Consider the following 12,880-nt stretch of genomic DNA (forward strand, 5'->3'; position numbering starts at 1 on the left):
GGAAACGGGTGAATGGGCGGCGCCGCAGGTTCAGCGGCTGCGCTCCAGGTTGGCCAGCCAGGTGGCCAGCACATCGCGCGCGGCCAGGGTCAGCAGGCCGCCGTATTTCTGGGCATCGGCGCGCAGGGTGCGCGGGTCCACCTTGGCCATGCCGAGCTCACAGGCATGGCCGACCAGCCAGCGCTCCAGCCGGGCCGCGTCGGCCTCCAGATGGAATTGCAGGCCCAGCACCTGCGGGCCCACGGCGAAGGCCTGGTTGGCGCCGATGGCGGTGCCAGCCAGGTGCACGGCGCCTTCGGGAATGTCGAACTGGTCGCCATGCCAATGGAGCACGGGCACGCCGTCCAGTTTGGCCAGGGGCGAGGCCAGGCCCGCATCGGTAAGCGTGAGCGGCGAAAAGCCGATTTCCTTGACGCCCAGCGGGTAGACCCTGGCGCCCAGCGCGCGCGCAATGAGCTGGGCGCCCAGGCAGATGCCCAGCAGCGGCTTGCCGCTGTCCAGCCAGCGGCGCACGGCCGCCAGCTCCTGGGCGACGAAGGGATAAAGCGCCTCGTCATAGGCACCTATGGGTCCGCCCAGCACGACTAGCAGGTCAGCACGGCCCAGGTCCAGGGTGTCAAGCTCGCCGATGGTGGGATCGACGTACTGCACTTCGTAGCCGCGGCTGGCGAACTCGGCATGCAGGGTGCCCAGGTCTTCGAAGTGGATGTGGCGCAGCGCGATGGCTTTTTTCATGGGAGGAACTCAGGTGGATACAGGAGGGTGGCTCGGAACGTGCGGAGCCCGTCAGGCGCCGGGCTTGAGATCGACGTGGATATGGCCTGCCGAGGGGAAGGTGCAGCAGGCCAAGGCATAGCCGGCTTCCTTTTCCCTGTCGCTGAGGCAAAAGTCCGCCTCCAGCCGTGAACTGCCTCCCGTGATGCGGATGCGGCAGCTGCCGCAGATGCCGGCCCGGCACTGGCTGCGGATGGCAATGCCCACGCCTTCCAGGATTTCCAGCAGGCTTTTGCCGGATGCGGCTTCGACAATCTGCCCGCTGTGCGCGATCTGCAGTTGGCATGCCTGCGCGGTCTCGCCTGGCTGGACGGTGGATGCGGCAGGCGGCGTGAAGGCCTCGATATGCTGTATGGCACCGGGAAAGCAGGCCCGCGCATGCTCGCGAAAGGTCTGCGCAAAGGCGTGGCCGCCGCAGATGACCACCGCCTGGGGCTGGCCCAGCGCCAGCAGGGACTGCGGCGAGGGGCGGCCCGGCACGAAGGGGCCGTGGGCGGCAATGTCTTCACGCGTGATATGGATACGCAGGTCGAACCAGGAGGCCGTTTCGCACAGCTGCTGCAGCTCCTGCAGGAACGGAATGTCGGCCATGCGCGCAAAGCACAGCAGCAGCGTGGTGCGCGGCACGCGCTGGCCCTGCTGCTGCAGCCGGTCCAGTTCGCGCAGCAGCGCCAGCGGCAGGGTCAGGCCAATGCCGCCGGCCAGCATGACCAGGGAGTCCAGGCCCAGCACCAGGTCGGCCGTGATGTCACCGGCCACGTGGCCGAGCGGCAGCGTGGAGCCTGCACGCAGCACCGCATGCATGTGATCGGAGACGCTGCCCCGGCCCGAGCTTTTGACGGCAATGTCGAACTGGCCGGCGCCGTCGTGCTCGCTGCAGGGCTCGTAGCGGGTGATGGAGTACAGCCGCTGCTGCACGGCGCCACTGGCGTCGGCATGCTCGATGGCCACATGCCGGCCGGGCCGCAGGCCACCGAGGAACTGCGCCGAGGCGCCCTGCACACGCAGGGTGTAGACCATGACGCCGCCCGCCTCTGCCCGTGCCGCGGCGCAGCGCGCCAGCGTGCTGCCTGCCTGGAGGGCGGCGCTCATGCCTGCATCTCCTCGAGGACCGAGGACACCAGCGCCACGCTGCCGCCCAGGTTGCGGCCCGCCAGGCCGATGCGGTCGATCAGGCTTTGCACCGAGTCGGTGTAGACGCCGATCTCGTTGCTGTCACCCACGTCGTGCAGGATGTCGCGCGCATGCGGCATGCCGACCATGGTGAAGACGGTGGACCAGGCGCCCAGCTCGTTGTTGGCGAACATCTGCACGGTCTTGAGGATGATGGAGCGCAGGTAGCTGCGCTCGCGGTTGCTCAGGCCCTGGACGATGTCGGTGGCCACCGAGCTGAAGACGCTGGAGTGGCTCCATTCGTCCACGGCGTGGGTGCGGGTGACCTCGTGGCAGATGGGCTGGATGCTGCGGTCCTCGGCCATGGTCTTGAGGTAGTCGGTGATCAGGGTCTCGCTGGCGCAGGCAATGGCGAAGCGGGCCAGGCGGCGCTCCCATTCCGCGCCGCACTGCGCCAGCACGCCGTTGCGCCAGCCGACGAGGTTGAAGTCCGCGTAGTCCAGCGGCGCCAGGCCGCGCATCTCGTAGATGTAGTTGCAGGCCATGATGGACATGCGGGTGTGCAGGGCCTCGTCCAGCAGGGCCTGGGACATGACGTCCTGCAGCAGCGCCCGGTTGGCGCTGGGCGGCGGGGTCTTGATGATGTCCTCGCAGGCCGGCGTGACCACGTTGCACTCGATGTAGATGGTCTTGAGGTTGTAGATGCCCCAGGCGTAGGACAGGCATTGGTCGCGCAGGTGCTGTGGCGCCTCCACCCATGCCTGGTGGTCACGAAACGGCAGCAGCGAGGCGGTGAAGTCCTGCCGGGCGGGGTCGAACGCCAAGCCGCAGTAATCAGGCAGGTCCTGATTCACGGCCGCTCTTGACTTCCAGAGCAGGGACAGCTTTTTGAGCGCATCGCGCACGGCGTCATCTGTCCGAGAGATATCGAGATTCATTTTTCAACTCCGTGTGATTGAACTTGATTGATCTGAGTCAAATCGCCTATTCCCTCCCCCGCTTTCTCCATCCGCCGCAATCACCAATGGCGATTCAAATGACGCTGCAGATGGCAGATACGTTGCCATGGATTTCTTCACTCTGTCATATTCCGCCTTGAATCAATCTGCCCGACTGCAGATTGCGGATGATTCGTGGCGGTATTGGATCTCATGACTTTCAACGTCTGGCGGCGAATTCTATGGAGAGAGCATGGATTCGAACAGACCTATTTTCGTCAATGAACCAGACCGCTTTTTTCAACCGTTTACATTGGCATGCCACCTTAATTGGTCTGCTCACCCGCTGAAACATGGTCGGAATCAAGGCAGCTGCACTTTGTAGACTGCCCATTACCGATGCGCCCTGGTTTCCAAATCCTTCCATAAACCGGACGCTGCCGATTCCCGTGCTTCAGCGCCTCCAAGACAGCCAATGCGACATGGACGATTTATCGCTCCCCAAAATCAATTCACTGGATCTTCAACAGGCAGACAGCGAGGCCTGGGATGCCATCGCGGCCGAGCGGATTCGCCAGTCGCGCTCGATTGAATTGATTGCCTCTGAAAACTTCGTGAGCCGCGCGGTGATGGAGGCGCAGGGCTCGGTGCTGACCAACAAATACGCCGAGGGCTATCCGGGCGTGCGCTACTACGGCGGCTGCGCCAATGCCGATGCCGTGGAGAACCTGGCCATTGCGCGTGCCAAGGCGCTGTTCGGCTGCGCGCACGCCAATGTGCAGCCGCATTCGGGCAGCCAGGCCAACCAGGGCGTGTACCTGGCGTTCCTGGAGCCCGGCGACAAGATCATGGGGCTGGACCTGCGCTCGGGCGGTCACCTGACGCATGGCTCCCGCGTGAGCGTGTCGGGCAAGTGGTTCCAGTCCATCAGCTACGAGGTGGACGCCCGCTCCCAGCGCATCGACATGGACCAGGTGCGGCGCATTGCGCTGAAGGAGCGGCCCAGGCTCATCATTGCCGGTGGCTCGGCCTATTCACGGCAGATGGACTGGGCCGAGTTCCGGCGCATTGCCGACCGGGTGGGCGCCATCTTCATGGCCGACATCGCGCACGTGGCGGGGCTGGTGGCAGCGGGCGTGTTCCCCTCGCCCGTGGAGCACGCCCACGTGACCACGACCACCACGCACAAGACGCTGCGCGGGCCGCGCGGCGGCATGATCCTCTCGGCCGACGCCGAGATCGCCAGGCGCATAGACGCCGCCGTGTTCCCGGGCCTGCAGTCCGGGCCGCTGATGCATGTGGTGGCGGCCAAGGCGGTGGCGCTGGGCGAGGCGCTCAAGCCCGCCTTTCGCACCTATGCGCGGGCCGTGGTGGACAACGCCCGCGTGCTGTGCGACCGGCTGTCGCAGGGCGGACTGTCCGTGGTGTCCGCAGGCACGGACTGCCATCTGGGCGTGATCGACCTGCGCCCCTGGGAGCTGACGGGCAAGGCCGCCGAAACGGCGCTGGAGCAGATCGGCATCACGGTCAACAAGAACGCCGTGCCCGGCGACGGCGCGCGGCCGCTGGTGACCTCGGGCATCCGCGTGGGCAGCGCGGCCTGCACCACGCGCGGCATGGGCGCCGACGAGTTCCGCGAGATCGGCGACATGATTCTTGCCACGCTGGGCGGCATACGCAGCGGCACCATGAACGCGCGCACGCTCAAGTCCATCCACGAAGGCGTGTCCGACCTGACCGGGCGCTTTCCCCTGCCCTATTGAGGCATGCAGCGTCCGGCTTCTCCCAACCTGTCAGGGTTTTCGCAGCGCGTTGGCCAGGCGCAGCACGGCGGCCTCGATCTCGTAGGCCGTGAGGGAGGCATAGCCCAGCAGCCAGCCCGGTTGCCGCTGCTCGCCCGCGTACAGGCGGCTGAGCCCCTGCAGCAGCACGCCGGCCGCGGCGGCGCGGCGGATGGTGTCTTCCTCGGACCAGCCGGGCTCCAGCAGGCAGGGCACCTGCATGCCGCCCTGGGGCCGTGGCGCGGTGACGATGCCGGCCAGGTGCCTGCCTATGGATTCGAGGATGACCTCGCGCCGCCCCGCGTACAGCTTGCGCATGGCCCGCACGTGGGAGTTGTAGTGGCCGTCTTCCATGAAGCGCGCCAGCGTCAGCTGCTGGATCTGGGGCGTGTGCCCGTCCATGATGCTGCGCGCCTGGACAAAGGCGCGCACCAGCTCCTGCGGCAAGGCCATGTAGCCCATGCGCAGGCCCGGGTACAGGGTCTTGCCGAAGGTGCCGATGTAGATGGTGCGCGCGTGCTTGTCCAGGCCTTGCACGCAGGCGGTGGGCATGCCGTCGTAGTGGAATTCGCTGTCGTAGTCGTCCTCGATGATCCAGCGCCCGCTCTCAAACGCCCAGCGGATCAGGTCCAGCCGCCGCTCCAGCTGCATGGTGACGCCCGTGGGGTACTGGTGCGATGGCGTGACGTAGACGCAGGTGGCGCCGCTGCGGTCGGCATGCAGCAGGTCCGTGCGTATGCCTTGCGCGTCCACGTCGATGGGCAGGACCTTGGCCTCGGCCGATTCAAAGGCCTTGCGGGCGCCGAAGTAGCCCGGGTTCTCCAGCAGGATGGGCCGGCCCGCATCCACCAGCAGCTGCGCGCACAGGAACAGCGCCTGCCGCGTGCTGCTGAGCACCACGATCTGCCCGGCGTCCACCTTGGCGCCGCGCTCCAGGTTGAGGTAGGTGGCAATGGCCTTGCGCAGCGGCTCGGCGCCCTGCGGGTCGCCGTGCAGCAGGACGCTGGCACGGTAGTCCTTGAGCGCCTGGCGCTGCAGCCGCTCCCAGACATCGGTGGGAAAGGTGCGCGTCTCGGGCAGCCCGGTGGCAAAGGCCCGAATGGTCTGCTGGTCGGCGATGCCGCCGCCGTCAACAATGGCCTGGCCGCGCCGGCTCAGGCCGGCACCGGCCCTGCCCGCTGCGGCCACCTGGGCGCTGCGTTCCTGCTCAGGCGAGCGGCCGCGCCGCGCCGCCCGGCCCCGCAGCTCGGTGCCTATGGTCTCGGAGACATAGCTGCCCGATCCCTGGCGCCGCACGATGAAGCCGTCGCGGTGCAGCTGGGTGTAGGCGTTCTCCACCGTGTCGCGGGCAATGCCCAGCGAGTCGGCCAGGGAGCGCGTGGCCGGCAGCTTCAGGCCCGGCAGCAGCGCCCCATCCAGGATCAGCGCACGCATGGCGCGCTGCACCCGCTGGTGCAGGTCCAGCTGGCGCAGGTCGGCATCTCCCATGCGGATCTTCAGGGTCTCAAGCTCGAAGGTCTTGCTCATGCGGTCTGCCGCCTTTCATCTCATTGCACCTCTTGGGCAGGCCATTGTACTGACGCAAATGCTGCGCGCCCATTGCAAAGTGGTCTGAAACAAGAGAGCGAAGTGTATGGATCATTCAGTCCACTTCAGCGCTCAAATACCCCTTTCCCCAGACAGCCAGGAATCCAACCCCCAAGGAAAACGAGAAGACCATGCCTTCATCAGACACACACTCACCCCTTCGCTTCAACGACCTCATCCACCCCGTGGTGGCCGGGCTGATCTCGGTCATCGTCAACTACGGCGGCACCTTCATCCTGGTGTTCCAGGCAGCCAAGGTGGCCGGCCTGAGCCCGGAACTCACGGCTTCGTGGGTGTGGTCGATTTCGATTGGCGTGGGCGTCACCGGGCTGGTTCTGAGCTGGCTCTCGCGCGAGCCCATCATCACGGCCTGGTCCACGCCGGCCGCCGCCTTCCTGGTGACGGCCCTGGCCACCACGCCGTATGCCGAGGCCGTGGGCGCCTATGTGGTGTCGGCCGCGGCCTTCGTGGTGCTGGGACTGTCGGGCTGGTTCGAGCGCGTGATCCGGCTGATTCCGCCCGGCGTGGCCTCGGGCCTGCTGGCGGGCATCCTGCTGCAGTTCGGCATCAAGGCCTTTGGCGGCATGAGCGTGGACCCGCTGTTGGCCGGCCTGCTGATCGTGGCCTACGTTCTGCTCAAGCGGCTGACGGCGCGCTATGCGGTGGTCGGCATCCTGGCGCTGGGCCTGGCGTTCCTGCTCGCGCAGGACCGGGTGGACCTGTCCGGGCTGCAGCTGCGCTTTGCCGCGCCCGTGTTCACGCGGCCGGAATTCACGTTCAACGCCCTGCTGAGTGTGGCCCTGCCGCTGTTCCTGATCACGCTGACCGGCCAGTACATGCCCGGCATGCTGGTGCTGCGCAACGACGGCTTCAGGACCAGCGCCAACCCCATCGTCACGCTGACGGGCCTGGGCTCGCTGCTGATGGCGCCGTTCGGCTCGCACGCCTTCAACATCGCCGCCATCACGGCCGCCATCTGCACGGGCAAGGAGGCGCATGAAGAGCCGTCCAGGCGCTGGATCGCGGGCATCGCTGCGGGCGTGTTCTACATCCTGGTGGGCGTGTTCGGCGTCACGCTGGCGGCCGTGTTCATGGCGTTCCCGGCCACCTTCATCACCACGCTGGCGGGTCTGGCGCTGCTGGGCACCATCGGCGGCAGCCTGGCCAATGCGCTGGCCGATGCCAAAACCCGCGAGGCCTCGCTGATCACCTTCCTGGCCGCCGCCGCCAACATTTCCATGCTGGGCATAGGCGGCGCCTTCTGGGGCCTGGTCATCGGCCTGGTCGCCCATGCCGTGCTCAACGGCCAGTGGCCGCGCCGGGCCGCCCGCAGCGAGGCGGGCACCGGCAACGTGCCCGCCGCCGATGCCGCCATCAAAAGGAGCTGAAACCATGCTTGCGACACAAGACACCACCGGCGGCACCGCCCAAGCCGCCGACACCCTGACCCGCCACGACCAGCACGGCCGCTACCCCCAGGCCGAGACGGTGGACGATTTCCGGCACAACCTGGCCACCGTGCAGGCGCGCATGGCCGCTGCCTGCCGCCGCGCAGGGCGCGACCCGGCCAGCGTGCGCCTGCTGCCCGTGAGCAAGACCAAGCCCGAGTCCAGCCTGCGCCTGGCCCACGCGGCGGGCTGCCGCATGCTGGGCGAGAACAAGGTGCAGGAAGCCTTCGGCAAGTGGGAGGCCATGCAGGACCTGGCCGATCTGCAGTGGTCCGTCATCGGCCACCTGCAGACCAACAAGGCCAGGCTGGTGGCACGCTTTGCCAGCGAGTTCCAGGCGCTGGACAACCTGCGCGTGGCCGAGGCGCTGGACCGCCGCCTGCAGGCCGAAGGCCGGGCGCTGGATGTGTTCGTGCAGGTCAACACCTCGGGCGAGGCCAGCAAGTACGGCCTGCCGCCCGACGAGGTGCAGGGATTTGTCCAGGCCCTGCCCGCCTTCAGTGCGCTGCGCGTGCGCGGCCTGATGACGCTGGCCCTGTTCTCCAGCGAGGCCGAGCGCGTGCGCCAGTGCTTCGTGCTGCTGCGCAGCCTGCGCGACCAGCTGCGCCAGAGCGCGCCGGCGGGCATCTCGCTGGATGAGCTGTCCATGGGCATGTCCGGCGACTTCGAGATCGCCATCGAGGAAGGCGCCACCGTGGTGCGCGTGGGCCAGGCCATCTTCGGCGCCCGCGCCCAGCCGGACAGCTTCTACTGGCCCGCAGGCGGCCCTGATCCCGCCGCCCTGGCACTGCCCTGAGCGCGCCCCCTCGCCACCCTTTTCGATTCAACCCTGACCCCGCTTGAGGACCTTGACATGCAAAAAGCCATGCAACCCCTTGATTCCCGCCTGATGAAGGCCTATGCCCGCCAGCCCGTGTCCTTCGTTCGTGGCCGTGGAGCCCTGCTGTGGGACGAGCACGGCACCGAATACCTGGACGCCATTGCCGGCGTGGCCGTGACCGCCCTGGGCCACGCGCACCCGGAAATCGCCGCCGTGATTGCCGAGCAGGCCGGCCTGCTGCTGCACACCTCCAACGTGTTCCGCATCGACTGGCAGGAACGCCTGGGCCAGCGCCTGTGCGCCCTGGCCGGCATGGAGACGGCCTTTTTCTGCAACTCCGGCGCCGAGGCCAACGAGGCCGCGCTCAAGCTGGCGCGCCTGCACGGCCACCGCAGGCAGGTGGCGCGGCCTCAGATCCTGGTGATGGACAACGGCTTTCACGGCCGCACGCTGGCCACGCTGTCGGCAACCGGCAACCCGGCCAAGCAGCGCGGCTTCGAGCCGCTGATGCCGGGCTTCGTACGCGTGCCCTATGACGACATCGCGGCCGTGCACCACGCCGCCGCCCAGCATGGCGACATCGTGGCCGTGCTGATCGAGCCCGTGCAGGGTGAAGGCGGCATCCGCCTGGCAAGCCCCGACTACCTGCGCCAGCTGCGCAGCCTGTGCGACCGGCACGGCTGGCTGCTGATGCTGGACGAGATCCAGACCGGCCTGGGACGCACCGGCGCCTGGTTCGGCCACCAGCACGCGGGTATCACCCCCGATGTGATGACCCTGGCCAAGGCCCTGGGCAACGGCATTCCGATCGGCGCCTGCCTGGCGCGCGGGCCTGCGGCCGACCTGATCTCGCCCGGCCAGCATGGCTCCACCTTTGGCGGCAACCCCCTGGCCTGCCGCGTGGGCTGCACGGTGCTGGACATCATGGAGAGCGAGGACATCCCCGGCCGCGCCAGGCAACTGGGCCGGCGCCTGCTCAACGGCCTGCAGCAGGCGCTGCACGGCCACCCCGCCGTGCTGGCCGTGCGCGGCCAGGGCCTGATGGTGGGCATCGAGCTGAACCGCAACTGCCAGGACCTGGTGGGTCGCGCGCTGGCCCAGCAGCGCCTGCTGATTACGGTGACGCGCGAATCCACCATCCGCCTGCTGCCGCCGCTGATATGCGACGAGCGCCAGATCGACGACATCGTCGCCCGCGTGGCCTGCCTGCTGGAGTCGGCCAGCGCCGCGCAGGCAGGCGCGCCCGCCGCAGACCAGCTGGCGGCTGCATGACCATCGATTTCCCCAGCCCTTGCCCCGACACAGGAACCACTCACCCATGTACGACGCATCCCTGACCCTGGCCGACTTCGACCTGCAGCTGGCCAAGGCCATCCAGAGCGAGAAACGCCGCCAGGAAGACCATGTGGAACTCATCGCCTCCGAAAACTACGCCAGCCCGCTGGTGATGGCGGTGCAGAACTCGGTCTTCACCAACAAGTACGCCGAGGGCTACCCCGGCAAGCGCTACTACAGCGGCTGCGAGAACGTGGACATGGCAGAGCGCCTGGCCGTGGAACGCGCCATGGCGCTGTTCGACTGCGACTACGCCAACGTGCAGCCCCATGCCGGCGCCCAGGCCAATGCCGCCGTGTTCCTGGCGCTGGCCCAGCCCGGCGACACCGTCATGGGCATGAACCTGGCCCAGGGCGGCCACCTGACGCATGGCAACCCGTCCAACTTCTCGGGCCGCCATTACCGCATCGTCCCCTACGGCCTGGACCCCGCCACGGGCCTGATCGACTACGACGAGATGGAGCGCATCGCCCTGGAGCACCGGCCCCGCATGCTCATCGGCGGCTTCTCTGCCTACTCGCGCCACAAGGACTGGGCCCGCATGCGCGCCATTGCCGACAAGGTGGGCGCCGTGTTCTGGGTGGACATGGCCCATGTCGCAGGCCTGGTGGCCGCGGGCGAATACCCCAGCCCCCTGCCCCACGCGCATGTGGTCACCAGCACCACGCACAAGACGCTGCGCGGCCCGCGCGGTGGCCTGATCCTGTCCAAGGGACAGGACGAAACCTTCAACCGCCGCCTGAGCTCGGCCGTGTTCCCCGGCGTGCAGGGCGGGCCGCTGATGCATGTGATCGCCGCCAAGGCCGTCGCCTTCAAGGAGGCGCTGCAGCCCGGGTTCAAGGCCTACCAGCGCCAGGTGCTGGCCAACGCCCGCGCCATGGCCGCCGTGATCCAGCAGCGCGGCTACCGCATCGTCTCGGGCGGCACGGACAACCACCTGATGCTGATCGACCTGTCCGACCGCAGCTACACCGGCAAGGATGCCGACGCCGCGCTCAGCGAGGCGCACATCACCACCAACAAGAACACCGTGCCCAACGACCCGCGCTCGCCCTTCGTGACCTCGGGCCTGCGCATAGGCACGCCCGCCGTCACCACGCGCGGCTTCGGCCAGGCGCAGTGCGAGCAGCTGGCCGGCTGGCTGTGCGATGTGCTCGATGCGCTGGATGCGCAGGAAGGCGCCCGCTTTGCCAAGGTGGCGGCGCAGGTCAGGGAGCAGGTGACGGAGCTGTGCAGCCGTTATCCGGTGTACGGATAGCCCGCGCGCAGCCGTGGTGGATCAGGGGTTGGCGTTGAGGTTGGGGTTGGCGCAGGCGCCATCCATCCCCGCCATCTCCGCCAGCTTCTGCATGCGCGAGCGCTGGTCCAGGCAGGCCTGGTGTTGGGCTTCGGCCGCCTTTTGCTGGGCCAGCTTCGCGGCCTTGGCGCGCTCGGCCTGCAGCTGGGCGATGCGCTCGCGGATCTGGGGCATGGCGGCCACGGCGGCCTTTTCGCCTTCAAGAATGGCGCTGGCGCGCTGGGTGAAGTCGGCCGGGCCGATGTCCAGCACCTTGGGGCGGATGGTGATGTCGGCGCGGGCCAGCTCGGCCTGGCCCAGCTTCTGGCCCATGATCGCAATGGACTGGCCCAGTGCGCCCAGCATGTTCTCGGGCGCCTTGCCACGGGCCTTGTTGGAGATGTCCACGGCAATCACCAGGTCGGCGCCCAGCTGGCGCGCGGCGTCCACGGGCACGGGGCTGGTGATGCCGCCATCGACGAAGTGGAACTTGCCGATGGCCACGGGCTGGAACACACCCGGAATGCTGCTGGAGGCACGCACCGCCTGCCCCGTATTGCCGCGCGCGAACACGGTGCGCTCGCCGTCTTCCAGCCGCGTGGACACGGCCACGAAGGGCTTGGCCAGCTGCTCCAGCGGCTTGCGGCCCACCTGTTCGTTCACATAGTCTTCCAGCTTCTGGCCCACCAGCAGGCCACCCGAGGACAGCTGCAGGTCGCGGATCTTGGTTTCATCCAGCGCCACGGCCTTTTCCTGCAGCTCGAAGGCGTTCATGCCGCTCGCATATAGCGCCCCCACCACGCTGCCCGCGCTGGTGCCGGACACCACCGCAGGCGCAAGGCCATTGGCTTCCAGCATCTTGATGACGCCGATATGGGCAAAGCCCTTCACGGCCCCGCCGCCCAGGGCCAGGCCGATCCTGATGGGCGCCACGGGTGTGCCCGGCGCGGTGGGCGCGGACTCGGGCGTGGCCGCCGAGGGGCTGGGCGGGTTGCTGCCGCAAGCGGCCAGCCCCGCCAGGCTCAGATACACCAGTGGACGCAAAAGGGCTTGGAGGCGCATGCCGGAAGATCCTGCTGTCGGATGACGAGATTCGGGGCGGGCAGTATAGCGGCAGGGGCAAACCACCGCCGGAGACGCATCATGCTGCGGACGGCAAAGTGCGCCCTGAGGTCACTCAGGGATGCGAGGGCTCAAACCGCTGGATTCGCGCCAGCACGTCCGCCATGGCATCGCGGGCTTCGGCAAGGTCGTAGTCGGACTGCAGGTTGAGCCAGCTTTGCGCGTCCGTGCCAAAGAAGACCGCAAGGCGCAGCGCCGTATCCGCCGTGATGCCGCGCATGCCCTTCACGATCTCGTTGATGCGCCGGGGCGGAACATCGATGGCCTTTGCCAACGCGTACTGGCTCAGGCCCATGGGTTCGAGCCACTCGTGCATCAGGATTTCTCCTGGGTGAGGCCATTTGACTTCGCGGGTCATGTTGTAGTCCTTTCAGTGGTAATCCACGATCTCGACTTGGCTGGCATGGCCATCTGCCCAGACGAAGCAAAGGCGCCATTGCTCATTGATCCGAATGCTGTACTGGCCCCTGCGGCTTCCTTGAAGGGCCTCCAGTCTGTTGCCTGGCGGAATGCGCAGGAACTCCAGGGAGGTCGCTGCGTTCAGCTGCACCAGCTTGCGCATGGCAGCGGCCTCCAGGTTGGCGAACCGCGCAACGCGCTTGCCAAGCATCAATGCCTGGGTGTCTGCACATCTGAAATCGAGGATCATGGATCAATAATAACGACTCCCGTTATTAGCTGATGCT

12 protein-coding genes are annotated in these 12,880 nt (G+C 67.6%); 5 read left to right on the forward strand and 7 right to left on the reverse strand.

Features of this window, described 5'->3' with window-relative positions; translation table 11 throughout:
* Positions 1-30: 30 nt before the first annotated feature.
* The 3 genes from A4F85_RS07375 to A4F85_RS07385 are packed head-to-tail and all read right to left on the reverse strand — an operon-like array spanning position 31 to position 2,825.
* On the reverse strand, positions 31-735 hold the full coding sequence (locus A4F85_RS07375) for a glutamine amidotransferase (protein WP_063326181.1): 705 nt from the start codon (positions 733-735) through the stop codon (positions 31-33).
* 51 nt (positions 736-786) lie between these two features.
* Positions 787-1,866: a 2Fe-2S iron-sulfur cluster-binding protein gene (locus tag A4F85_RS07380; RefSeq protein WP_063326182.1), complete on the reverse strand. Its 1,080-nt coding sequence runs from the start codon at positions 1,864-1,866 to the stop codon at positions 787-789.
* Positions 1,863-2,825 (reverse strand): AurF N-oxygenase family protein, encoded by a 963-nt coding sequence (locus tag A4F85_RS07385; RefSeq protein ID WP_012205541.1) that lies wholly within the window; start codon positions 2,823-2,825, stop codon positions 1,863-1,865. Before A4F85_RS07385 ends, A4F85_RS07380 begins: the two co-directional genes overlap by 4 nt.
* A 482-nt stretch (positions 2,826-3,307) precedes the next feature.
* Between A4F85_RS07385 and A4F85_RS07390 the strand changes: the two genes are divergently transcribed.
* Positions 3,308-4,588 (forward strand): serine hydroxymethyltransferase, encoded by a 1,281-nt coding sequence (locus tag A4F85_RS07390; protein ID WP_170962038.1) that lies wholly within the window; start codon positions 3,308-3,310, stop codon positions 4,586-4,588.
* A gap of 30 nt (positions 4,589-4,618) precedes the next feature.
* On the opposite strand, the gene pdxR is transcribed toward A4F85_RS07390, so the two are convergent.
* A complete protein-coding gene (gene pdxR / locus A4F85_RS07395) occupies positions 4,619-6,133 on the reverse strand; it encodes a MocR-like pyridoxine biosynthesis transcription factor PdxR (protein ID WP_063326183.1) in 1,515 nt (504 codons plus the stop codon).
* A gap of 191 nt (positions 6,134-6,324) precedes the next feature.
* Between pdxR and A4F85_RS07400 the strand changes: the two genes are divergently transcribed.
* From A4F85_RS07400 to glyA, 4 genes are read left to right on the forward strand one after another with little or no spacing between them, the layout of a single operon-like run.
* Complete coding sequence (locus tag A4F85_RS07400) at positions 6,325-7,581, forward strand: benzoate/H(+) symporter BenE family transporter (protein ID WP_063326184.1); 1,257 nt, start codon at positions 6,325-6,327, stop codon at positions 7,579-7,581.
* Between the two features lie 4 nt (positions 7,582-7,585).
* On the forward strand, positions 7,586-8,437 hold the full coding sequence (locus A4F85_RS07405) for a YggS family pyridoxal phosphate-dependent enzyme (RefSeq protein ID WP_063326185.1): 852 nt from the start codon (positions 7,586-7,588) through the stop codon (positions 8,435-8,437).
* Between the two features lie 57 nt (positions 8,438-8,494).
* Positions 8,495-9,733 carry an aspartate aminotransferase family protein gene (locus tag A4F85_RS07410; protein WP_082848156.1) on the forward strand — a complete coding sequence of 413 codons (1,239 nt, stop codon included), beginning with the start codon at positions 8,495-8,497 and terminating at the stop codon, positions 9,731-9,733.
* 46 nt (positions 9,734-9,779) lie between these two features.
* Positions 9,780-11,054: a serine hydroxymethyltransferase gene (glyA, locus tag A4F85_RS07415; protein WP_063326186.1), complete on the forward strand. Its 1,275-nt coding sequence runs from the start codon at positions 9,780-9,782 to the stop codon at positions 11,052-11,054.
* 21 nt (positions 11,055-11,075) lie between these two features.
* On the opposite strand, the gene A4F85_RS07420 is transcribed toward glyA, so the two are convergent.
* The 3 genes from A4F85_RS07420 to A4F85_RS07430 form a co-directional block, all read right to left on the reverse strand.
* A complete protein-coding gene (locus A4F85_RS07420) occupies positions 11,076-12,134 on the reverse strand; it encodes a patatin-like phospholipase family protein (protein ID WP_063326187.1) in 1,059 nt (352 codons plus the stop codon).
* Between the two features lie 115 nt (positions 12,135-12,249).
* Positions 12,250-12,552, reverse strand: a complete 303-nt coding sequence (locus A4F85_RS07425) for a HigA family addiction module antitoxin (protein ID WP_063326188.1) — start codon at positions 12,550-12,552, stop codon at positions 12,250-12,252.
* A gap of 12 nt (positions 12,553-12,564) precedes the next feature.
* Entirely contained in the window at positions 12,565-12,843 is a 279-nt protein-coding gene (locus tag A4F85_RS07430; protein ID WP_013802475.1) for a type II toxin-antitoxin system RelE/ParE family toxin, read from the reverse strand.
* Between the last annotated feature and the right edge of the window lie 37 nt (positions 12,844-12,880).

Source organism: Delftia sp. GW456-R20 (genome assembly GCF_001622915.1).
Taxonomy (GTDB): Bacteria; Pseudomonadota; Gammaproteobacteria; order Burkholderiales; family Burkholderiaceae_C; genus Comamonas; species Comamonas acidovorans.

Coding starts and splice junctions, on each gene's coding strand:
- A4F85_RS07400 (WP_063326184.1), top strand. CDS start 6,325: ATGCCTTCATCAGACACACACTCACCCCTTCGCTTCAACGACCTCATC.
- A4F85_RS07430 (WP_013802475.1), bottom strand. CDS start 12,843: ATGATCCTCGATTTCAGATGTGCAGACACCCAGGCATTGATGCTTGGC.
- A4F85_RS07380 (WP_063326182.1), bottom strand. CDS start 1,866: ATGAGCGCCGCCCTCCAGGCAGGCAGCACGCTGGCGCGCTGCGCCGCG.
- glyA (WP_063326186.1), top strand. CDS start 9,780: ATGTACGACGCATCCCTGACCCTGGCCGACTTCGACCTGCAGCTGGCC.
- A4F85_RS07385 (WP_012205541.1), bottom strand. CDS start 2,825: ATGAATCTCGATATCTCTCGGACAGATGACGCCGTGCGCGATGCGCTC.
- A4F85_RS07425 (WP_063326188.1), bottom strand. CDS start 12,552: ATGACCCGCGAAGTCAAATGGCCTCACCCAGGAGAAATCCTGATGCAC.
- A4F85_RS07410 (WP_082848156.1), top strand. CDS start 8,495: ATGCAAAAAGCCATGCAACCCCTTGATTCCCGCCTGATGAAGGCCTAT.
- A4F85_RS07405 (WP_063326185.1), top strand. CDS start 7,586: ATGCTTGCGACACAAGACACCACCGGCGGCACCGCCCAAGCCGCCGAC.
- A4F85_RS07375 (WP_063326181.1), bottom strand. CDS start 735: ATGAAAAAAGCCATCGCGCTGCGCCACATCCACTTCGAAGACCTGGGC.
- A4F85_RS07420 (WP_063326187.1), bottom strand. CDS start 12,134: ATGCGCCTCCAAGCCCTTTTGCGTCCACTGGTGTATCTGAGCCTGGCG.
- pdxR (WP_063326183.1), bottom strand. CDS start 6,133: ATGAGCAAGACCTTCGAGCTTGAGACCCTGAAGATCCGCATGGGAGAT.
- A4F85_RS07390 (WP_170962038.1), top strand. CDS start 3,308: ATGGACGATTTATCGCTCCCCAAAATCAATTCACTGGATCTTCAACAG.